The 18732-nt window shown below is 69.3% G+C and carries 20 protein-coding genes and 1 pseudogene; 16 read left to right on the plus strand and 5 right to left on the minus strand.

The annotated features are described in order from the left end of the window. Window position 1 precedes the first annotated feature (1 nt). From D9R12_RS09110 to D9R12_RS09120, 3 genes are all read left to right on the plus strand, one after another. Window positions 2-322 (plus strand): YbaB/EbfC family nucleoid-associated protein, encoded by a 321-nt coding sequence (locus tag D9R12_RS09110; protein WP_122229870.1) that lies wholly within the window; start codon window positions 2-4, stop codon window positions 320-322. A gap of 58 nt (window positions 323-380) precedes the next feature. After that, a complete protein-coding gene (gene recR, locus D9R12_RS09115; RefSeq protein ID WP_014161157.1) occupies window positions 381-977 on the plus strand; it encodes a recombination mediator RecR in 597 nt (198 codons plus the stop codon). A gap of 65 nt (window positions 978-1042) precedes the next feature. After that, window positions 1043-1399 carry a histidine triad nucleotide-binding protein gene (locus tag D9R12_RS09120; protein ID WP_122229872.1) on the plus strand — a complete coding sequence of 119 codons (357 nt, stop codon included), beginning with the start codon at window positions 1043-1045 and terminating at the stop codon, window positions 1397-1399. Window positions 1400-1489: 90 nt separating this feature from the next. On the opposite strand, the gene D9R12_RS09125 is transcribed toward D9R12_RS09120, so the two are convergent. The 4 genes and pseudogenes from D9R12_RS09125 to D9R12_RS09140 all read right to left on the minus strand — a co-directional run bounded on the left by D9R12_RS09125 (window position 1490) and on the right by D9R12_RS09140 (window position 5957). Beyond that, complete coding sequence (locus D9R12_RS09125) at window positions 1490-2041, minus strand: Slp family lipoprotein (RefSeq protein ID WP_122229874.1); 552 nt, start codon at window positions 2039-2041, stop codon at window positions 1490-1492. Window positions 2042-2057: 16 nt separating this feature from the next. Continuing rightward, window positions 2058-4038: pseudogene (locus D9R12_RS09130) on the minus strand (transglutaminase TgpA family protein). Beyond that, window positions 4035-5000, minus strand: a complete 966-nt coding sequence (locus D9R12_RS09135) for a DUF58 domain-containing protein (RefSeq protein WP_170159204.1) — start codon at window positions 4998-5000, stop codon at window positions 4035-4037. The pseudogene D9R12_RS09130 and the gene D9R12_RS09135 overlap by 4 nt, the downstream one beginning before the upstream one ends. 3 nt (window positions 5001-5003) lie before the next feature. After that, window positions 5004-5957 (minus strand): AAA family ATPase, encoded by a 954-nt coding sequence (locus tag D9R12_RS09140; RefSeq protein WP_122229876.1) that lies wholly within the window; start codon window positions 5955-5957, stop codon window positions 5004-5006. Window positions 5958-6001: 44 nt separating this feature from the next. Here D9R12_RS09140 and D9R12_RS09145 point away from each other — a divergent pair, with 44 nt between their 5' ends. Further along, the gene (locus tag D9R12_RS09145) at window positions 6002-7870 is read left to right on the plus strand and encodes an ArnT family glycosyltransferase (protein ID WP_122229878.1); all 1869 of its coding nucleotides are present in this window, start codon (window positions 6002-6004) and stop codon (window positions 7868-7870) included. 1 nt (window position 7871) lies between these two features. Here the strand turns inward: D9R12_RS09145 and D9R12_RS09150 are convergent, their stop codons facing one another. After that, window positions 7872-8441: a Maf family protein gene (locus tag D9R12_RS09150; RefSeq protein WP_014161150.1), complete on the minus strand. Its 570-nt coding sequence runs from the start codon at window positions 8439-8441 to the stop codon at window positions 7872-7874. Window positions 8442-8558: 117 nt separating this feature from the next. Here D9R12_RS09150 and D9R12_RS09155 point away from each other — a divergent pair, with 117 nt between their 5' ends. From D9R12_RS09155 to D9R12_RS09210, 12 genes are all read left to right on the plus strand, one after another. Next, window positions 8559-9065 carry a YceD family protein gene (locus D9R12_RS09155; protein WP_014161149.1) on the plus strand — a complete coding sequence of 169 codons (507 nt, stop codon included), beginning with the start codon at window positions 8559-8561 and terminating at the stop codon, window positions 9063-9065. Between the two features lie 45 nt (window positions 9066-9110). After that, window positions 9111-9302 carry a 50S ribosomal protein L32 gene (rpmF, locus tag D9R12_RS09160; protein ID WP_014161148.1) on the plus strand — a complete coding sequence of 64 codons (192 nt, stop codon included), beginning with the start codon at window positions 9111-9113 and terminating at the stop codon, window positions 9300-9302. Window positions 9303-9381: 79 nt separating this feature from the next. After that, the gene (locus D9R12_RS09165) at window positions 9382-10377 is read left to right on the plus strand and encodes a beta-ketoacyl-ACP synthase III (RefSeq protein ID WP_122229988.1); all 996 of its coding nucleotides are present in this window, start codon (window positions 9382-9384) and stop codon (window positions 10375-10377) included. Window positions 10378-10694: 317 nt separating this feature from the next. After that, window positions 10695-11642 (plus strand): ACP S-malonyltransferase, encoded by a 948-nt coding sequence (gene fabD / locus D9R12_RS09170; RefSeq protein ID WP_122229880.1) that lies wholly within the window; start codon window positions 10695-10697, stop codon window positions 11640-11642. Further along, window positions 11639-12388, plus strand: coding sequence for a 3-oxoacyl-ACP reductase FabG (gene fabG, locus D9R12_RS09175; RefSeq protein WP_122229990.1), 750 nt, complete (start codon window positions 11639-11641; stop codon window positions 12386-12388). The genes fabD and fabG overlap by 4 nt, the downstream gene beginning before the upstream one ends. A 115-nt stretch (window positions 12389-12503) precedes the next feature. Continuing rightward, window positions 12504-12743 carry an acyl carrier protein gene (acpP, locus tag D9R12_RS09180; RefSeq protein ID WP_014161144.1) on the plus strand — a complete coding sequence of 80 codons (240 nt, stop codon included), beginning with the start codon at window positions 12504-12506 and terminating at the stop codon, window positions 12741-12743. Between the two features lie 130 nt (window positions 12744-12873). Next, window positions 12874-14112 carry a beta-ketoacyl-ACP synthase II gene (gene fabF, locus D9R12_RS09185; RefSeq protein ID WP_122229882.1) on the plus strand — a complete coding sequence of 413 codons (1239 nt, stop codon included), beginning with the start codon at window positions 12874-12876 and terminating at the stop codon, window positions 14110-14112. A 79-nt stretch (window positions 14113-14191) separates the two neighbouring features. After that, window positions 14192-15562 (plus strand): aminodeoxychorismate synthase component I, encoded by a 1371-nt coding sequence (locus D9R12_RS09190; RefSeq protein ID WP_122229884.1) that lies wholly within the window; start codon window positions 14192-14194, stop codon window positions 15560-15562. Between the two features lie 55 nt (window positions 15563-15617). Next, entirely contained in the window at window positions 15618-16751 is a 1134-nt protein-coding gene (gene mltG / locus D9R12_RS09195; protein WP_425479088.1) for an endolytic transglycosylase MltG, read from the plus strand. After that, window positions 16748-17395 (plus strand): dTMP kinase, encoded by a 648-nt coding sequence (gene tmk, locus D9R12_RS09200; protein ID WP_122229885.1) that lies wholly within the window; start codon window positions 16748-16750, stop codon window positions 17393-17395. Before mltG ends, tmk begins: the two co-directional genes overlap by 4 nt. Beyond that, entirely contained in the window at window positions 17392-18351 is a 960-nt protein-coding gene (locus D9R12_RS09205) for a DNA polymerase III subunit delta' (protein ID WP_122229886.1), read from the plus strand. Before tmk ends, D9R12_RS09205 begins: the two co-directional genes overlap by 4 nt. Beyond that, a complete protein-coding gene (locus tag D9R12_RS09210) occupies window positions 18348-18695 on the plus strand; it encodes a PilZ domain-containing protein (RefSeq protein ID WP_014161138.1) in 348 nt (115 codons plus the stop codon). Before D9R12_RS09205 ends, D9R12_RS09210 begins: the two co-directional genes overlap by 4 nt. Window positions 18696-18732 lie beyond the last annotated feature (37 nt).

Consider the following 18732-nt stretch of genomic DNA (forward strand, 5'->3'; position numbering starts at 1 on the left):
GATGCGTGGAAATATCGCCCAGATGATGCAGCAGGCGCAGAAGATGCAGGAAAACCTGCAGAAGGCGCAGGAAGAACTGGCCAGGCTGGAAGTCACCGGCAGCGCCGGCGGCGGCATGGTCAGCGTGACCCTGACCGGCGCCAAGGAGTGCCGCAAGGTGCGCATCGATCCGACCCTGTTGTCCGATGCGGAGATGCTGGAAGACCTGATCGCCGCCGCCTTCAACGATGCGTCCAACAAGATCGACGTCGAGTCCAAGAGCCGGATGGGCGCGGCCACCGCCGGCATGCAGCTGCCGCCGGGCATGAAGCTGCCGTTCTGAGCCTGCCCTGGATCCTGCCTGTCGGCCTTGCGCCGGCAGGCCATCGCGCCGCCATCGCATGAGTGCCTCGCTGCTGGAACAACTGATCGACGCGCTGCGCGTGCTGCCCGGGGTCGGCGGCAAGAGCGCCCAGCGCATGGCCTACCAGCTGCTGGAGCGCGACCGCGACGGCGGCCGGCGCCTGTCCGCCGCACTGGCCCAGGCGATGGAGCACGTCGGCCATTGCGCGCAGTGCCGCGACTTCACCGAAGGCCCGCTGTGCGCCATCTGCGCCAGCGCCAGCCGCGACCGGCACCAGCTGTGCGCGGTGGAAACCCCGGCCGACCGCTTGGCGATCGAGCAGGCCACCGGCTATCGCGGCCTGTACTTCGTCCTGCAGGGGCGGCTGTCGCCGCTGGATGGCATCGGCCCGCGCGAGCTGGGGCTGGAGCGCCTGTCCGCGCGCCTGGCCGAAGGTGAGGTCAGCGAGCTGATCATCGCCACCAATCCCACCGTGGAAGGCGAGGCCACCGCCCATTACCTGGCGCAACTGGCGCGCCAGGCCAAGGTGCGTCCGATGCGCCTGGCCCACGGCGTGCCGCTGGGCGGCGAGCTGGAATATGTGGACCGCGGCACGCTCTCGCACGCATTCGGCTCGCGCAGCGAGATGGGCTGAGCGCTTGCCAGTCATCGCGCGGAAGCTAAGCTTGTGCGCTCATCCGCAATGCATTCGGCCAGCCCATGAACGACACTATCTTCGGCAAGATCATCCGTCGCGAACTCCCGGCGAGCATCGTCTATGAAGACGACGAGGTGCTGGGCTTCAAGGACATCGCGCCGCAGGCGCCGGTGCATGTGCTGTTCATCCCCAAGGCCGTGCACGTGCCGACCCTGGATGATCTCACCCCCGACCAGGCCACGCTGGTGGGCAAGCTGGTCGTGGCCGCGGCGCAGTACGCGCGCGATGAAGGTTTCGCGCAAAATGGCTACCGGGTGGTGATGAACTGCCGCGAGGATGCCGGCCAGACCGTCTACCACATCCATCTGCACCTGCTGGCCGGGGCGCCGCTTGGCCACTTCGGTGTTCCCGGCCGCTGATCGAGATCCGCTGGTGTGTCAGCTGCAATTGAAAAGGGCCGGAATGTTCCGGCCCTTTCCTGTCCCGGCGATGTGGCGGGAAGCTGCCGCTCACCAGCCCCAGCGCGGACCCCAGCCGGGGCCCCACCAGCCCGGGCCCCAGAACGGGTCGTAGTAGTACGGCGAGGGATAATAAGGACGCACCTCTACCTCGCGGATCTGTGGCCACAGGTACACCACGTCGGCGGCCACCCGCGGCAGGCGATAGTCGTAGTCGCCGATGCGGGCATTCTCCATGCCTTCGATACGGCCGATGAAAGTGACCTCGCGGCCTTCGGCAAAGATCGCCGGGTCGTAGAAGCCGGCCCGGCAGGCGATGAAGCGGCCGTCGGTGGCGTCGGGCGCGTCGCGCAGCGGCCGGCCGGTGGCGCTCAGCGGCGATGAGATCACCTGGAAGCAGGTGCTGTGCGGGCCGGGTTTGGTTTCCGCGATGCGGCCCCCCCAGCGCACCTGCGCGCCGATCTGCGGGGTGCCGCTGACCGCATCGCGCGGGGTGATGCTGGGGAACTGGCCGCGCAACGGCTTGGGTGCGGTGGCACAGGCGCCGAGCAGCAGCGCCAAGGCTGCAGCAGCCAGCAGGCGAACCGAAGAGCGGGTGTTCATGCAAGCCTCGCGGTGATCATGGACGGTGCCGGCGAAGGTCGCGTATCAGCGCTCGGACGTCCGCGGGAGCGCAAGCGTAGCGCGCTTGCGCAAAACGCTGGCTGAGTGAAATCAGCTCCTGGTTTTTGTCGGCACTGCCCCCGCGCGCCAGGGCCACCCGCTCGGCCCAGGCGATGGCCGGTTCGGACGCTGCCGGCTGCAGGCCGAAGCGGCGGTAGCGCCGGCCCAGGCGATGCCATTGGCGCAGCAGCGGGTCGGCTTCACGTTCGCCACGTGCCAGCAGCCAGGCCATGCCCAGCAAGGTGGTGCCGAAGGCCAGCGCAAACAGCAAGCCCAGCTTGGTCTGGTCCAGCCGGTCCACGCCGAAGGATTCGAGCAGCCGGCTCTGGCGGTCGGCGTTGAAGCCCAGCACCGCCTCGTTCCAGTTGCGTCGCAGCCAGTCGCTGAGCTGGGCGTAGCGGTTCATGTGGATCAGCCCCTCGGCACCGGTTCCCTCGGCCTGGGCGCGGTCTTCCAGGGTGTCGTAGATGCGCTCGGGCGCAACCGCGGCGGTGGGGGTCCACCCGCACCCAGCCGCGCTGCGGCAGCCAGACCTCGGCCCAGGCATGGGCATCCTGGCGACGCACGATCCAGTAGCCACCACCCAGCGGATTGCGCACGCCGCCGACGTAGCCGGTGACCACGCGCGCGGGAATGCCTGCGGCGCGCATCAGGATCACGAACGAGGAACTGAAATGCTCGCAGAACCCGCGCCTGGTCTGGAACAGGAACTCATCGGCGATCTCGCGGCCCGGCAGCGGCACGTCCAGGGTGTAGGCGAAGTCCTTGCCGATCCAGGCCAGCGCGCGCTGGACGATGGCCGCATCGCCCTGTGGCCCGGCTTCGCGCCGCCACTGCGAGCCCAGCGCCAGCGTGCGCGGATTGAACCCCGGCGGCAGCTGCAGCGCCTGGCGCAGCACCTGCGCACGCGGCTGCGGATTGAAGGTGGCCACCGCCTGTGACTGCAGCCGCCAGCGGGTCAGCGCCGCCAGCGGCCGCTGCGCGCTCAATTCGTAGTCTGCCGACAGCGTGGTCCCTTCCGGTGCTGACCAGGCCAGCTCCAGCGCGATGAGCTGGCGACGGTCGGTGGGCTCGTAATCGAGCTGGTAGTCGTAGCGCGGGCCCTGGCGGGTGACCGGAGCCGGTGTGGGCGCAGCTGGCCAGTCGGCGCGGCGCCAGGTGCGACCGTCGAACTCGGCCATCACCGGCCCGCGCCAGTACATCTGCGAAGGCCGCGGCGTCGGGCCGAAGAAGACCACCCGCGCGGCCGGGGTATCGTCGGCCAGCAGGTCGATCCATTGGCCCGGCGACATCGTGTCCGACAGGCCGGGCCGGGCGACGGCGCGGTCGGGCAGGCCCCACAGCGGGCTGCCCAGGCGCGGAAACAGCCAGAAGGTCAGCAGCGCCAGCGGAATGCCCATCAGCACCAGCCGCCCGATCTGCCAGGCACCCAGGCGCCCGATGCCGGTGCTGTCGGCGGCGAGCAGGCCCGATTCCAGCGCCGCCAGGCGCAGCATCGCCACCAGCGCGCACAGCACCGCGACCAGGCCCAGGGCCATGGTCATCGGCCCCTGGTCCAGCAGGAAGGCGGCAAAGGGCGCAAACAGCGCAAACCCGACCAGGCTGCGTCCATCGCGCAGCCCGGTGGTCTCGGTCGGCTTGATCGCCAGCATGGCTGCCAACAGCGCGCAGCCGGTGTCGCGGCCAAAGCGCGGCCCAGCCGCCCACAGCACCGCGGCCAGGGCCGCGATGGCCAGCAGCACGCGCAGGACCAGCGGGATCGGGCGCTTCCACGACACCAGGGCGCTGAGCGCGCCGATCACCGCCACCGCGACCGCGGTCGTGCCCGGCAGCTGCAGCAGCAGCGGCAACAGGCCCGAGGCTGCGGCCGCCAATACCCACAGCCGGCTGCGTGCATCCAGCGCCGGCGATGCGGCGCGGCGGCGACGGCCGATCACGCCAGGCCCTTGGGCAGCAGCGCCAGGGCGCGCAGGCACTGGTGGCGGTGGGCCGGGCCCAGGGCGGGTCCGATCGGTGCATGTCCGGGCAGGCGCAGGCGATAGCGCCGCGCCTGGCGTTCGGCCAGTTCGATCCAGTGGGTCAGGCGGCGGATGCGGGCTTCATGGGTGAGCGGGGCCAGGGTGGTCCAGTCTAGGGTGACTTCCACCCCGACGGGCTGTTCGTATTCGCGCACCAGCAGCACCTCGCGGCGCGCGCTGGGTTTCCAGGCGATGGTGTGCTGCGGATCGCCGGGCCGGTAGGCACGCAGGTGGTGCAGCTCCTCGCCGGCGGCGTCCACCCGGGTCTGGCGCGAGGTGCCGGCCGGCTCGGGCAGCGGCGGGCCGTCCACTTCCGTCGCCGGATAGACCAGCAGCGGCGTCTGTGGCCACACATAGGACCAGGCCACCGCCACGCCCAGTGGCTGGGTGGTGGACAGGCGCAGGCGCTCGAGCTGCAGCCAGCCGCGGGTGCTGGTCGGGTAGGGCAGTTCGGCGGTGACCGGCTGGTCGGCCAGCGCCGGCACCAGCGCATCCTGCTGGCCGGCGCGCAGGCGCAGGCCGATGCGCGGGCGGCGGTCGTGGATGGACAGGGCCAGCTGCAGGCGCAGGGGCGTGCCGGCGTGGACCGGTTCGGCGGCGATCGAGTCCACCCGCAGCCCCGACAACTGCAGGTGCGCGGCCATCAGGCTGGCCATGAAGGTGGCCGCCAGCAACAGGGCCAGCAGCAGTGCCGGGTTGTTGTTGTAGTTCAGCGCCCCCAGCAGCATGGTGCCGACCAGCAGGCCGGCAAACAGGCCAAAGGCGGTGGGCAACACGTACACCCGGCGTCGGTCCAGGGTCAGCGGCAGGGGTTCGGCAGCACGCGGCCGCGCCAGCAGCGCCAGGCGTGCGCGCAGCCGCTGGAGCAAGGCGGCTTGCATCCTTCAGTCCACCGCCACCGCATGCAGGATGGCGTGGGTCAGTTCGCTGGCCGAGGCGCCTTCCGAGTCAGCCAGCAGTCGATGCGAGGCCACGGCCGGGAACAGGGTCTGCACGTCTTCGGGCAGCACGTGGTCGCGGCCGAGCAGCAGGGCATGGGCGCGTGCGCCCTTGAGCAGCGCCAGGCCGGCGCGGGGCGAGAGTCCCACGCGCACGCCCGGATGGCGGCGGCTGCGGGTCAGCAGGGCCTGCACGTAATCGATCAGCACCTCGCTGGCATGGACCTGCGCCACCGCCTTGCGCAGGGCCAGCACGCGGGCCACGTCGAGCAGCGGCCTGGCCTGGGCGATCAGTTCGCGCCGGTCGCTGCCGGCCAGCAGGGCGCGTTCGTCCTTGCGGTCCGGGTAGCCCAGGCCCATGCGCAGCAGGAAGCGGTCCAGCTGCGAATCGGGCAGCGGGTAGGTGCCCGACAGGTCCACCGGGTTCTGGGTGGCGATGACGAAGAACGGCTCGTCCAGCACGTGCGTGGTGCCATCCAGGGTGACCTGATGCTCGGCCATGGCCTCCAGCAGCGCGCTCTGGGTGCGCGGTGGCGCGCGGTTGATCTCGTCGGCCAGCAGCACGTTGGTGAACACCGGGCCGGGGTGGAACTGGAACCTGCGCGCCTGGGCGTCGTAGATCGACACGCCCAGCACGTCGCCGGGCAACAGGTCCGAGGTGAACTGCACGCGCTGGAAGCCAAGTCCCAGGGTCGCCGCAAGCGCATGGGCCAGGGTGGTCTTGCCCAGGCCGGGCAGGTCCTCGATCAGCAGATGGCCATCGGCCAGCAGCGCCACGAACGCCAGCCGCACCTGCAATGGCTTGCCCAGCACCAGGCCGTTGACCTGCGCCTGGGCCTGCCGCAACGCCTGCAACAGGTCATCGGGTAGCATCGTGCGTGCTGCGGAACTGGCCTGCATCGTCAACATCCGTTTCGCGTCTTCCAATCGAGTGTAGCGACAATATGAACGAAGAGGCGCGCGCGCAGCGCACGTTCCTGACGCTGTGGGTGTGCCTGACCGTGATCAAGATCCTGATCGCCGCGCGGCTGCCGCTGTTCGTGGACGAAGCGTTTTACTGGCAGGAAGGGCGCCATCTGGCCGCTGCCTATTCGGACCTGCCCGGACTGACCGCGTGGATGACCCGCCTGGGCACCGCGATCGGGGGCCAGCATGTGCTGGCCATCCGCATGCCGTTCCTGCTGCTGGCCGCGCTCCTGCCCTGGTTGCTTGCCGGCATCGGCACGCGCTGGTTTGGCGCCGTCGCCGGATGGCGCGCGGGCATGCTGGTGTTGCTGATGCCGTTGTCGGGAAGCCTGGGGATCATGGCCGTGCCCGACGTGCCGCTGGCCTTTGCCACGGTGCTGTGCCTGGACGCCGGCGCGCGCCTGCTGCGCCAGATCGATGCCGCCGGCGCGGCCGAACTGGCGCTGGGCCTGGTGATCGGTGCGCTGAGCCACTATCGCTTCGTCGGGGTGATCGGCGTGGGCTTTGTCGCGCTGCTGCTGTTGCCCGAAGGCCGGCGCGTGCTGCTGGATGTGCGCGTGTGGGTGGCGCTGGCGCTGGGTATCGCAGCATGGGCGCCCTTGATCGCCTGGAACATCGAGAATGCCGATGCCGGCCTGCGCTTCCAGCTGGTCGATCGCCATCCCTGGACCTTCCAGCTCACCGGCCTGCTGTTCCTGGTGATCCAGGCAGCGCTGGTGACACCACTGCTGTTCTTCGCGCTGCTGCAGGTGCTCGCCCGCGCGTTCGGCAAGGCCAGCGACATGCCTGCGCAATGGCGGTATTTCGGCCTGCTCGGTGGATTGTCGACGCTGGGTTACTTCTTGCTGGGCTTTTTCGCCGATGTCGAACGCGTCAGTTTCCACTGGACGATGCCGGGCTACCTGCCGCTGCTGTTGGCCGTGCCGGCATTGCTGCGCCGTTGGCCGCTCTGGCTGCGGCGCGCGACCTGGGCGATGTGCGGGGCGGGCCTGGCGGTGGTGCTGGGCTATTACCTGGTCGCTTCGGTGCCGCGCTGGCGCGCGGACCTGGCCTCGAGCAAGGTCTATCCCTACAACTTCGCCGGTTGGGACGTGCTGGCCCAGGCCGTGCGCGAGGAGCTGGCGCGCCATCCGGGCCAGACCGGCATGCTGGCCGACAACTTCAAGGTCGGCGCCGAGCTGGGCTTCGCCCTTGGCGACGATGCGATCCCGGTGCTGGACCATCCGCTCAACATCAAGCACGGCCGCGCGCCGCAGCTGCGCCTGTGGAACCTGCACAGCGACGGCGCCAGCCCGACCGCCCAGCTGCTGGTGGTCGGCGCCAGCGAGGTCCAGTACAAGGGCCTGCTGGCCCAATACCACGCGCTGTGCGAGCGGCTGGGGCCGTTGCCGCCGCCGCGCGTGGTCAACGTCGACCACGGCCGCCAGCGCTTTTTGCTGTTCTACCTGCCAAGGCGCGAGGAGGCGGCGGCGCAACCCAGCGCCGATGCGCCATGCACCGCCCCTGCGATGGCCTGGATCGATGTCCCGGTCGATGGCGCCACCGTGCCCGGCCGCTTCGAAGTCAGCGGCTGGGCATTCAAGGATGGCGTCGGCCTCAGGGGCGTGGAGGTCACCCTCGATGGCAAGGTCGTGGCCCAGGCCGAGTACGGCCTGCCGAACCCGGGCGTGGCCAGCTACTGGAAGATCTCCGACGACCCCAACCACCCCAACGTCGGCTTCCGCGCCCAGGTGGACGCGCGCAACCTGCGCAGCGGCCGCCACTGGCTGGGCCTTCGGCTGCAGGCCAGCGACGGCAGCATCGAGACCTGGTCCGAGCAACCCATCGATCTGTCCCGCCACGAGTAGTTCAGGGCAGGGCGAACCCGGCCTGGCGCAGCAGCGCGGCGGTGGCGATCAGGGGCAGGCCGATCAGGGCGGTGGGGTCGCAGGTCTGGATGGCTTCGAACAGGACCACGCCCAGGCCTTCGCATTTGAAGCTGCCGGCGCAGTCGAACGGCTGCTCGGCGTCCACGTAGCGTTCGATCTCGGCGTCGGCGAGCGTGCGCAGGATCACGCAGGTGGTGTCGACGGCGGCCAGGTCGCGATCGCCGTTGCTGACCCAGACCGCGGTATGGAACCGGACCTGGCGGCCCGACATCGCCTGCAGCTGGGCGATCGCCGCGTCCCGATGGCCGGGCTTGCCCAGGGCCAGGCCGTCCAGGTCGGCGGCCTGATCCGAGCCGATCACCCAGCTTCCCGGTGCCTTGGCCGCGATCGCGCGGGCCTTGGCACGGGCCAGGCGCTGGACCATGGCCAGGGGCGATTCGCCCGCCAGCGCGGTTTCGTCCACCTCCGGGCCGACGGCCTGGAAGGGCAGGCGCAGCCTTTTCAGCAGGTCGCGTCGATACACCGAGGTGGAAGCCAGGATCAGCGTCATCGACAGGGTTGGAGCGGCAGGGTCGGGCAGTGTGGCCCCGGCCGGCCCGGGATCGCAACGGCGGCGAGCACAGCCGATTTGACACACATGCCCGGGCTCTCTACCATTTTGCGGCTTATGCCCGCGCACGTGCCCGAAATCCTTGATGCCTGGCGCATGGTCGCGGCACGACGCAGCTTCGAAGGCAAGGTGCCGCTGGCGGCATTGCGCCGGCTCGACGGTTTGCTGGCCGATGCCGAGGGTGAGGTGACGTTCGCGCTGCAGTTCGATCGCGATGCGCTGCAGGTGCCCTACGTGGAACTGAAGATCGACACGGCGCTGCCGCTGGAATGCCAGCGCAGCCTGCAGCGGTTCCTGTACCCGGTGTCGATGGTGCAGCGGCTTGGCCTGATCAGGGACGAAGCCGGCGAAGCGGCCCTGCCGCCGGAGACCGAGGCGCTGCTGGTGCCCGAAGACGGCATGTTGCGGACGCTGGACCTGATCGAGGACGAACTGGTGCTGGCTGTGCCCGCGGTACCGATGAATCCGGATTTGCCTGCGGTGGAACTCGATGTTTCCCCGCAGCAGGAAGAACTGGCGCAGGCCAGCCCGTTCGCGGCGCTGGCTTCGCTCAAGAAGAACTGATCGCCTGTGCGGCGGTTGGAATGAAGACTCGTTTGGAGCAAGACCATGGCAGTTCAGAAATCCCGCGTCACCCCGTCCCGCCGCGGCCAGCGCCGTTCGCACGACGCCCTCACCGCCAAGCAGCTGGCCACCGACCCGACCACCGGCGAAACCCACATCCGCCATCACGTGACCGCCGACGGCTACTACCGTGGCAAGAAGGTCATCGCCACCAAGTCGGCTGTCAGCGAAGAGTGAGCCTTCCGGCGCGCAGTGATGCGCGCCTGACTGCTGCATTGTTCAGGCCTGGCCTGCGGGTCGCGCAACGGGAATCATGATGAGCCAGCCGGTGACCAACGGTCGTATCTACTCGCGTATCGCAGGCACCGGCAGCTATCTGCCGGACAAGGTCCTGACCAACGACGACCTGTGCAGGATCGTCGAGACCAGCGACGAGTGGATCCAGACCCGCACCGGCATCCGCGAGCGCCACATGGCAGCCGAAGGGCAGACCAGTGGCGACCTGGGTTACCGGGCGGCATTGCGTGCGATGGAGGCGGCCGGCGTCACTGCGGCCGACCTGGACATGATCGTGGTGGGCACCACCACGCCGGACATCGTTTTCCCATCCACGTCGTGCCTGATCCAGGCCCGGCTGGGCGCCGAAGGCTGCATGGCGATGGACGTCAACGCGGCCTGTTCGGGCTTCATCTATGCGCTGACGGTGGCCGACAAGTTCATCCGCAGCGGTGACGCCAGGACGGCCCTGGTGATCGGCACCGAGACCCTGACCCGCATCACCGACTGGACCGATCGCACCACCTGCGTGCTGTTCGGCGATGGCGCCGGCGCGGTGGTGCTCAAGGCCGACAGCCAGGCCGGCATCCTCAGCACCCATCTGCATGCCGATGGCAGCAAGAAGGAGCTGCTCTGGAATCCGGTTGGCGTCTCGGCCGGCTTCAAACCTCACCAGACCAACAACGGCTCGCGGATCCTGATGAAGGGCGGCGAGGTCTTCAAGTACGCGGTCAAGGCCTTGGATGCGGTCGTGGAGGAAGCCCTCAACGCCAACCAGCTGGACAAGCACGACCTGGATTGGCTGGTGCCGCACCAGGCCAACCTGCGCATCATCGAAGCCACCGCCAAGCGGCTGGACATGTCCATGGACCAGGTCGTGGTCACGGTCGATCGGCACGGCAATACCTCCTCGGCCTCGGTGCCGATGGCACTGGATGAAGCGGTGCGCGACGGTCGCATCCAGCGCGGCCAGCTGCTGCTGCTGGAAGCCTTCGGTGGCGGTTTCACCTGGGGTTCGGTGCTGATCCGCTACTGAGCGCTGCCCGCGCCAGAGGCCCAGCCATGGTGTTGGCCAGGCGGCGACTCCTCCGCCGGTGGCGGATCGATGTTGCGCGAATCCAGTCGGGGCTGACCCGGGGCAGTGCTGCCGATCACGCCCGGCGCCTGCAGGACGGTGGCCGGCCTAAAGCCTGCACGTGTCCGATCCATGGTCAGGAAAAGCGGCCCAGGCTGGGCGTCAGGCGATGCGGCATCAGGTGGGCGCGCCGCGGCGGCATACGCCCCAGTACAGACGCCTCGCTCGTTTCGCCCGTATCATCGGCGCTCGTTTCTGCAGCTCAGGTCTTCTCGCGCGTGACCGACTCCGCACTCGCCTTCGTGTTTCCCGGCCAGGGGTCGCAGTCCCTGGGCATGCTGGCCGAACTGGCCGAACTGCACCCGCAGGTACGCGACACCTTCAATGAAGCTTCCGACGGTGCCGGCGCCGATCTGTGGGCGCTCTCCCAGGGCGGGCCGGAAGAAATGCTGGGCCGCACCGAATACACCCAGCCGGCCCTGCTGGCGGCGGGCATCGCGGTGTGGCGCCTGTGGCAGGAGCAGGGCGGCGCCGTCCCCGCGCGCCTGGCCGGCCACAGTCTGGGCGAATACACCGCGCTGGTCGCAGCCGGCGCGCTGTCGCTGCACGATGGCGCGCATCTGGTGCGCATCCGCGGGCAGCTGATGCAGGACGCCGCGCCGGCAGGTGTCGGCGCGATGGCCGCAGTGCTGGGCGCCGAAGACGCGATGGTCGCGCAAGTGTGCGAGCAGGTCTCCGGGACCAAGGTCGTGGTGCCGGCCAACTACAACGCGCCGGGCCAGATCGTGATCGGTGGCGATGCCGCAGCGGTCGATGCAGCCATTGCCGAACTCAACGCCCGCGGCATCCGCAAGACCGTCAAGCTGGCGGTGAGCGTGCCCTCCCATACTCCGTTGATGCGCGAAGCAGCCAACCGCCTGGCCGAGACCATCAAGGGCATCGCCTGGCAGCTGCCAGCCCTGCCGGTGGTGCAGAACGTCGACGCGCAGGTCCACGACAGCATCGAGGCCATCGGCCAGGCGCTGGTGCGCCAGCTGTATCTGCCGGTGCGCTGGACCGACTGCGTGCAGGCACTGATCGCCGCGGGTGCGACGCGCATCGCCGAATGCGGCCCCGGCAAGGTGCTGACCGGCCTGGCCAAGCGCATCGACAAGTCCGTGGACAGCCGTGCGCTGTCCACGCCGGCCGACTTCCAGGGCGCCCTGGAAACATGGAAGGCCGCATGAACACCGCCCGTCCCCTGGAAGGGGAAATCGCGCTGGTCACCGGCGCCAGCCGCGGCATCGGCGCGGCCATCGCCGACACGCTGGCCGCGCAGGGCGCGACCGTGATCGGCACCGCGACCACCGACAGCGGCGCGCAGGCCATCGCCCAGCGCATGGAAGTGCTCGGTGGCCACGGCCGCACCCTGGACGTCACCGATGCGGCCGCGGTCGAAGCGTTGATCGAGGCGACCGCCAGGGAGTTCGGACCCGTCTCGATCCTGGTCAACAACGCCGGCATCACCCGCGACAACCTGCTGATGCGGATGAAGGAGCAGGACTGGAACGCGATCCTGGACACCAACCTGTCCAGCGTCTTCCGCACCTGCAAGGCGGTCATGCGCGGCATGATGAAGGCGCGCAAGGGCCGCATCATCAACATCGCCTCGGTGGTCGGGGTGACCGGCAATCCCGGGCAGACCAACTACGCGGCGGCCAAGGCCGGTATCATCGCCTTCTCCAAGTCGCTGGCCAAGGAAATCGGTTCGCGCGGGGTGACGGTCAATGTCGTGGCGCCTGGCTTTATCGACACCGACATGACCAGGGCCCTGCCCGAGGACGCCAAGGCCGCGCTGATCGGCCAGATCGCCTTGGGCCACCTGGGCGAGCCGGCCGACATCGCTGCCGCGGTGGCGTTCCTGGCCGGTCCCCAGGCCCGGTACATCACCGGCGAAACCTTGCACGTCAACGGCGGCATGTACATGCCGTGACCCAGGATTCGGCCCTAAGTGGCTGATTCAACGGGGCTTGCGGCATCGTGTCCGCAAGCCCGGCTTTCCCTTACACTATCCCGTCTTTACCCCATCTCCGTCTGGAGCGAAATCCATGAGCAGCATTGAAGAACGCGTCAAGAAGATCGTTGTCGAACAACTTGGCGTCAAAGAAGAAGAAGTCACCACCAGCGCATCGTTCGTGGACGATCTGGGCGCCGACTCCCTGGACACCGTCGAGCTGGTCATGGCGCTGGAAGAAGAGTTCGAGTGCGAAATTCCGGACGAAGAGGCCGAGAAGATCACCTCCGTCCAGCAGGCCATCGACTACGTCAAGGCCCACGTCAAGGCCTGACCGGCCTGATGGAAGCAAGTCACCCCGGGGCCGCGCTTGCGGCCCCGTGCGCATCTGGCGCGTGGCGCCGGGTTTCCAGTCAATTCAAGGCCGGCCTCGCCCGGCCAGCAGGATCGCGGAGTAGAACGTTATGAGCCGACGTCGCGTCGTCATTACCGGCATGGGCATGGTCTCGCCGCTGGGCAATGACCTGGCCAGCAGTTGGGATGGCATCAAGAACGGCCGTTCGGGCATCGGCCCGCTGACCTCGTTCGATGCCTCCACTTTCGCCACCCGCATCTGCGGCGAAGTGCGTGACCTGGACATCACCCGGTTCATCAGCCCCAAGGAGGCCAGGAAGATGGATGCGTTCATCCATTACGGCATGGCCGCCTCGCTGATGGCGCTGGAGGATTCGGGGCTGGAGGTGACCGAGGCCAACGCCGAGCGCATCGGGGCGATGATCGGCTCGGGTATCGGCGGGATCCTGGGCATCGAACAGCAGACCGAGAAATACCTGGAGGGCGGCGCACGCAAGGTGTCCCCGTTCTACATCCCCAGCACCATCATCAACATGCTGCCGGGCCACCTGAGCATCATGAAGGGCCTGAAAGGGCCGGGTTTTTCGGCGGTGTCGGCGTGCGCCTCGGCCAACCATTCGATCGGCATGGCGATGCGCACCATCCAGTACGGCGATGCCGAGGTGATGGTCGCCGGTGGCGCCGAGCGCGGCTCCTCGCCGACCTCGATGGCCGGCTTCTGTTCGATGAAGGCCATGTCCACCCGCAACGACGATCCGACCCGGGCCTCGCGCCCGTGGGACGCCGAGCGCGATGGCTTCGTCATGGGCGACGGCGCCGGCATCCTGGTGATCGAGGAATACGAGCACGCCAAGGCCCGCGGCGCGCGCATCTACTGCGAGCTGGCCGGTTTCGGCGCCAGCCAGGATGCCTGGCACATGACCGCGCCCAGCGAGAACGGCGAAGGCCCGGCGCGCTGCATGACCATGGCCATGAAGGACGCCGGCGTCAGCGCCGAGCAGGTCGAATACCTCAACGCACATGGCACTTCCACGCCACTGGGCGATCTGGCCGAAACCCTGGCGATGAAGCGCGCCCTGGGCGAGCACGCCTACAAGGTCATGGTCAGCTCGACCAAGTCGATGACCGGCCACCTGCTGGGCGCTGCCGGCGGCGTGGAAGCGATCTTCACCGTGATGGCGCTGCAGGAGAACGTGATCCCGGCGACCATCAACCTGGACAACCCGGGCGAAGGCTGCGACCTGGACTACGTGCCCAACGTGGCGCGCGAGAAGAAGATCGATGTGGCCATGTCCAACGGCTTTGGCTTCGGCGGCACCAACGGCACCCTGGTGTTCAAGCGCCTCTGATCCACGCCTTTACCCATCGGCAACACCTCCATCGGGAGCGGCGCAAACCGCTCCCGATGTGCGTTTGAGAACGACCACCATGCTCCTGACCCGCCCGCTGCCCGATCACTTCGACCTGCTGTTGCTGCAGCGGGTGGCGCCGTCGCGCTATCCGCTGCTGATGGAGTCGGTGGCCTCGGGCACCGCGCATGGGCGCTGGGACCTGCTGCTGATGGGCAACGGCCAGGGCCTGTGCCTGGACCGGCAGGGCGTGACCCGCACGCTGCAGGGCCAGGTGCTGGAAGGCGCGTTCCTGGAGTTGCTCGATGTGCAGTGGCGGCCCCTGCGTGCGCTGCGCGAACAATCGCGCTGGCCGTTCCACGGTGGCTGGGCGCTGATGCTGGGCTATGAGCTGGCCGGCCAGGTCGAGCCGGTGCTGCAGCTCCCGCAGGACGCCGATGGCATGCCCATCGCGCTGGCCCTGCGCTGCCCGGCGGCGGCGCTGCGCGACCGCGCAACCGGCCAATGCATCGCGATCGCCGAGCCCGGGCATGCAGGCCTGCTGGAGGTGATCGCAGGCGATGTCCAGGCCGGCGCCGCACTGGCCGCGCCGGTGTGGTCGGCGCCGTCGGCGCTGGTCGAGGATGATCCGCAGGCCTTCCTCGATGGCGTCGGCCGTATCCTCGCGTACCTGGCCGCTGGCGACGTCTTCCAGGTGAACCTCTCGCGCGGCTGGCGTGCGCGCTTCGATGCGCCGCTGGATCCGGCCGCGCTGTATGCACGATTGCGCCACTGCAATCCGGCACCGTTTGCCGGGTTGTTCCGGCACCAGGGCGTGGCGGTGGTCAGTGCCTCGCCCGAGCGGCTGGTGTCGGTGCGCGACGGGATCGCCCAGACGCGCCCGATCGCCGGAACGCGTGCGCGTTTGGAAGGCGACGACGATACCGCGCGGATTCGCGAGCTGGTCGGCCATCCCAAAGAGCGCGCCGAACACGTGATGCTGATCGACCTGGAGCGCAACGACCTGGGCCGGGTGTGCACGCCCGGCAGCGTCGAGGTCGACGAGCTGATGACGGTGGAAAGCTACGCCCACGTGCACCACATCGTCAGCAACGTACGCGGCCAGCTGCGCGCCGAGGTCACGCCGGGGCAGGTGATCGCCGCGACCTTCCCCGGGGGCACCATCACCGGCTGCCCGAAGGTGCGCTGCATGCAGATCATCGCCGAGCTGGAACAGGCTCCGCGCGGCGCCTACACCGGCGCGTTCGGCTGGCTGGGCCGCGATGGCGACCTGGACCTGAACATCCTGATCCGCAGCGCGCGGCTGGTGGACGAAGCTGGCGGCAGCACGCTGTGCTTGCGCACCGGGGCCGGGATCGTGATCGATTCACGCCCGGGCGCCGAGCTTGCGGAAACCCGCGCCAAGGCGCGCGGCATGCTGGCCGCGCTCGGCCCGGTGGCTGGCGCCTGAACCGCCTGCGCCGTGGCCGGCTGGTATCCTGCGCGACCGTTCTCACCGCCGATTGATCGCCGTGGCTTCAGGTTGCAGGCGCGCACTGCGCGCCATCGTCCTCGTTGGCGTCCTGCTGGCGCTGGCCATTGCGGCCGTGGCGCTGTGGGGCTGGCAGCGCTATCAAGGCTTCCAGTCCGCGCCGCTGCCGGGCCTGCACACCGGCCAGGTCGTGCAGGTCAAGCAGGGCGATTCCTTCCGGGCCGTGCTGGCGCGCCTGCGCGCGCAGGGCATCAACGCCGGCACCGATCTGGAATGGCAGCTGCTGGCGCGCCAGCTCGATGCGGCCGGCAAGCTGAAAGTGGGCGAATACGCCCTGGACCCCGGTACCACCCCGCGCACGCTGCTGCAGAACATGCGCGCCGGGCGGATCATCCAGTACCGTTTCACCATCGTCGAAGGCTGGAACTTCCGCCAGCTGCGCGCCGCGCTCGACGCCGCCACCCCGCTGCTGCACCAGACCCGCCAGCTGGACGATGCCGCGCTGATGGCCGCGATCGGCCACGCCGGCCAGCATCCCGAAGGCCGCTTCCTGCCCGAGACCTACCTGTATGTCCGTGGCGACAGCGACCTGGATGTACTCACACGGGCCTACGAGGCCATGGCCAGGGCCCTGGCCGCGGCCTGGGCCGAACGCGCTGCCGAGCTGCCGCTGACCACGCCCGACCAGGCGCTGATCCTGGCCTCGATCGTGGAAAAGGAAACCGGCATCGCCGAGGAGCGCGCGCAGATCGCCGGGGTGTTCATTCGCCGCCTGCGGCTGGGCATGAAGCTGCAGACCGATCCGACCGTGATCTACGGCATTGGCAGCGCATACGACGGCAACATCCGCCGCCGCGACCTGGCCACCGACACGCCCTACAACACCTACACGCGCAGCGGCCTGACACCCACGCCGATCGCCATGCCCGGTCGCGATGCGCTGCAGGCCGCGCTGCATCCGGCTCCCGGCGATGCGTTGTATTTCGTCGCGCTGGGCGATGGCAGTGGCCGGCACGTGTTCTCGGCCACGCTGGCCCAGCACAACGCCGCCGTGCGCCAGTACCTGGACCGCATGCGCCGGCCGCCGTTGCCGGAGGAACAAGCCGCGCTTGCGCCGGCCGATGCGCAGGCTGGGCCGGCGCCCGATGCCAGGATCGGCCCGCGATGAGTCCGCAACCGGTCGAGCATCCGCGGTTCATCAGCCTGGAAGGCGGCGAGGGCGCGGGCAAGACCAGTGCGCTGGCCGCGATCCGCGACACCCTGCAGGCGGCCGGTCACCAGGTCGTGCTCACCCGCGAGCCGGGCGGCACGCCGCTGGCCGAGCGCATCCGCGCCATCCTGCTCGAGCCGGCCGAGGAAACGCTGGCACCGGAAGCCGAGCTGCTGCTGATGTTCGCCGCGCGCGCCCAGCACGTGCAGCGGGTGATCGCACCGGCCCTGGCCGGTGGTGCATTCGTGGTCAGCGACCGCTTCACCGATTCCAGTTATGCCTACCAGGTCCACGGCCGTGGCCTGGATCGCAGCCTGGTCGAAGACCTCGAACGCCGGGTGGTGCATGTGGCGCCGGCCATGACCTTGCTGCTGGATCTGGACGTGCGCGAAGGCCGCGCCCGCACCGCTGGCCGCGACCTGTGGCCGGACCGGATCGAGCGCGAGCAGGACGATTTCTTCGAGCGGGTGCGCGAAGGCTACCGTCGCCGCGCGCAGGCCTTTCCGCAGCGTTTCCGGGTGATCGATGCGTCGCAGTCGCCACAGTCGGTGGCCGTGGCGGTCGCCGAAGCGGTGCGCGCCTGGCTGGGGGCGCAGGCATGAGCACGGCTTTGGCGCCCTGGCAGCAGCGCGCCCACGACCAGGCATTGGATGCGCTGCAATCCGGGCGCATGGGCCATGCACTGCTGTTGTGCGGCGCTGCCGGGCTGGGCAAGCGCGCGATCGCCGATCGCCTGGCGCGGCATGTGCTCAGTGGCGGCGCGCCGGGCAGCAGCAACCGCGATACCCAGTTGATCGATGCCGGGACGCATCCGGACCTGCAACGGGTGTCGTTCATCCCGACCCGCGACGGCACCAAGCTGCGGTCCGAGATCGTGATCGAGCAGATCCGCGAGCTGTCGCAGAAGCTTTCGCTCACCCCGCAGTACGGGCGCGCCCAGGTGGTCATCATCGATCCGGCCGATGCGGTCAACCGGGCAGCGTGGAACGCACTGCTCAAGACCCTGGAAGAACCCCAGCCCGGCCGCTACCTGTGGCTGCTCAGCGCCGAGCCGGCACGCCTGCCGGCGACCATCCGCAGCCGCTGTCAGAAGCTGGAAATCCGCCTGCCACCGCGCGCCGAGGCGATGGCCTGGCTGCTGGCGCAGGGCTATCCCGAAGGCGCCGCCGCCGAGGCATTGGACGCCGCGCGCGGCCATCCCAATCTGGCCCTGGCGTGGATGGCCGAAGGCGGCATGGCCCTGCGCCGCGAGGTGGCCGGCGACCTGGCCAGGCTCGAACGCGGCCAGCTGGCCGTGGTCGACACCGCCCAGCGCTGGGCCGGCGACGAGCACGCCGCGCTGCGCCTGCGTCATGCCGCCGATCTGGTGCTGGCCCAGGCCGCTGATCCGGCCTTGACCGATCCGGCACGATTGAACAAGCTGGCTGCATGGTTTGACGCGGCCAATCGCACCCGCGACCTGTTGCGCACCACGGTGCGCGCCGACCTGGCGATCGTGGAGCTACTGCTGGCCTGGCGCGATGGTGGGCGCGGGCCGACCGGGGGAGGAAGGGGATGAATGCAACAAAGGGCGGGATCCTGTCGCTGACAGTGAAAGACAAGGCGCAGCTCTACAGCGCCTACATCCCCTTCGTGAAGAACGGCGGCATCTTCGTGCCCACCCCCAGGCGCTACTTCCTGGGCGATGAGGTGTTCGTGCTGGTGACCCTGCCCGAATCCAGCGCGCGCCTGCCCGTTGCCGGCAGGGTGATCTGGGTGACGCCGGTGGGCGCGCAGGGCGCGCGCACGGCTGGCATCGGTGTGCAGTTCACCGAAGGCAGCGAGGGCGACACGGTGCGCAACCGGATCGAAACCCTGCTGGCTGGCACGCTCAACGCGGACAAGCCTACGCACACGATGTAAGCCGCGCGCTCGCATCGCACCAAAGAAGAACGCAGCT

Origin of the sequence: Pseudoxanthomonas spadix, from assembly GCF_003703395.1 — a bacterium.
Taxonomy (GTDB): Bacteria; Pseudomonadota; Gammaproteobacteria; order Xanthomonadales; family Xanthomonadaceae; genus Pseudoxanthomonas_A; species Pseudoxanthomonas_A spadix.

Excerpts from the sequence above, each read along its gene's own strand:
- D9R12_RS09125 (WP_122229874.1), bottom strand. The coding sequence starts at position 2,041 with ATGAACACCCGCTCTTCGGTTCGCCTGCTGGCTGCTGCAGCCTTGGCG.
- D9R12_RS09165 (WP_122229988.1), top strand. The coding sequence starts at position 9,382 with ATGAGCCAGCCGGTGACCAACGGTCGTATCTACTCGCGTATCGCAGGC.
- D9R12_RS09205 (WP_122229886.1), top strand. The coding sequence starts at position 17,392 with ATGAGCACGGCTTTGGCGCCCTGGCAGCAGCGCGCCCACGACCAGGCA.
- D9R12_RS09150 (WP_014161150.1), bottom strand. The coding sequence starts at position 8,441 with ATGACGCTGATCCTGGCTTCCACCTCGGTGTATCGACGCGACCTGCTG.
- D9R12_RS09140 (WP_122229876.1), bottom strand. The coding sequence starts at position 5,957 with ATGCAGGCCAGTTCCGCAGCACGCACGATGCTACCCGATGACCTGTTG.
- fabG (WP_122229990.1), top strand. The coding sequence starts at position 11,639 with ATGAACACCGCCCGTCCCCTGGAAGGGGAAATCGCGCTGGTCACCGGC.
- fabF (WP_122229882.1), top strand. The coding sequence starts at position 12,874 with ATGAGCCGACGTCGCGTCGTCATTACCGGCATGGGCATGGTCTCGCCG.
- recR (WP_014161157.1), top strand. The coding sequence starts at position 381 with ATGAGTGCCTCGCTGCTGGAACAACTGATCGACGCGCTGCGCGTGCTG.
- D9R12_RS09155 (WP_014161149.1), top strand. The coding sequence starts at position 8,559 with ATGCCCGCGCACGTGCCCGAAATCCTTGATGCCTGGCGCATGGTCGCG.
- D9R12_RS09145 (WP_122229878.1), top strand. The coding sequence starts at position 6,002 with ATGAACGAAGAGGCGCGCGCGCAGCGCACGTTCCTGACGCTGTGGGTG.
- acpP (WP_014161144.1), top strand. The coding sequence starts at position 12,504 with ATGAGCAGCATTGAAGAACGCGTCAAGAAGATCGTTGTCGAACAACTT.
- D9R12_RS09135 (WP_170159204.1), bottom strand. The coding sequence starts at position 5,000 with ATGCAAGCCGCCTTGCTCCAGCGGCTGCGCGCACGCCTGGCGCTGCTG.
- D9R12_RS09110 (WP_122229870.1), top strand. The coding sequence starts at position 2 with ATGCGTGGAAATATCGCCCAGATGATGCAGCAGGCGCAGAAGATGCAG.
- tmk (WP_122229885.1), top strand. The coding sequence starts at position 16,748 with ATGAGTCCGCAACCGGTCGAGCATCCGCGGTTCATCAGCCTGGAAGGC.
- D9R12_RS09210 (WP_014161138.1), top strand. The coding sequence starts at position 18,348 with ATGAATGCAACAAAGGGCGGGATCCTGTCGCTGACAGTGAAAGACAAG.
- D9R12_RS09120 (WP_122229872.1), top strand. The coding sequence starts at position 1,043 with ATGAACGACACTATCTTCGGCAAGATCATCCGTCGCGAACTCCCGGCG.
- D9R12_RS09190 (WP_122229884.1), top strand. The coding sequence starts at position 14,192 with ATGCTCCTGACCCGCCCGCTGCCCGATCACTTCGACCTGCTGTTGCTG.
- rpmF (WP_014161148.1), top strand. The coding sequence starts at position 9,111 with ATGGCAGTTCAGAAATCCCGCGTCACCCCGTCCCGCCGCGGCCAGCGC.